Origin of the sequence: Saccharopolyspora cebuensis, assembly GCF_039542665.1 — a bacterium.
Lineage (GTDB): Bacteria > Actinomycetota > Actinomycetes > Mycobacteriales > Pseudonocardiaceae > Saccharopolyspora > Saccharopolyspora cebuensis.
Genome location: NZ_BAABII010000021.1, coordinates 1 through 735 on the forward strand (window position 1 = coordinate 1; position 735 = coordinate 735).

Genomic DNA, 735 nt, shown 5'->3' on the forward strand with positions numbered 1-735 from the left:
AGCACGACCGCACGCTCGGCCGCACGGCCAGCACGACCCGGTCGGCTTCCTCCAACAGGGGCCACGCGGTTTGCGGGCACCAGCGCCCCGCATCGACCAGCACGTCCGGGCCCGACTCGGCGAGGTCACGCAGGGCGCTGGCCAGCCGCGACCACCCCGGCTCGCCGATCACGGTCGCCTGTTCGCGATGCCCGACACCCGGGAGCACGCGGACGTGCCGGGCGTGCGGGACTTCCTGGGCGTGTCCGACGAGGCCTTCGGCGGGTACCGAGGTCATGCGGCGGGTGCTGGCCGCGAAGCTCACCACCCCGGCTTGCGGGGTGATGCGGCCGTCGATCCACCAGCGCGCCAGCCACCCCGGCACCAACGCGCCGCGCGCCGGGTCGGCGTCGACCGCCAGCACCGGCCCCGGCCACGCGGTCGCTAGGGCTGCCACCGTCGTGCTCACGCCCGGTGCACCGAGCGCACTGATCACCGTCGTGATCCCCATCAGCGTTCTCCCTTCAGGTTTCGCGGGGTTACTGCTCGGCCGGGCCGAGGAGACTGACGTGGGCGCCCCGCACCGCTGCCTCGACAGCGGCGGGCGCGGTGGCCTCCGGCACGAGGAGGTCGACGACGATCGCTCCCTCGGCATCCGGCGCGGAGGCGCGCACTACCCGCGCGGAGAACTCCTCGCCGTGCTCTTCCGCCGGCGCTGCGCCGCTCGTGGTGCTCGTGTCGTCCGGGGTGAGGTGC

At 74.7% G+C, this 735-nt stretch carries 2 protein-coding genes; both read right to left on the reverse strand.

Annotated elements, in window-relative coordinates:
• A partial coding sequence (locus tag ABD976_RS27690; protein WP_486374966.1) for a CpaE/TadZ family protein occupies positions 1 to 490 on the reverse strand: 490 nt, incomplete at its 3' end.
• Positions 491 to 518: 28 nt separating this feature from the next.
• Positions 519 to 735 (reverse strand): hypothetical protein (locus ABD976_RS27695; protein WP_425570129.1); only part of this gene is annotated, 217 nt, incomplete at its 5' end.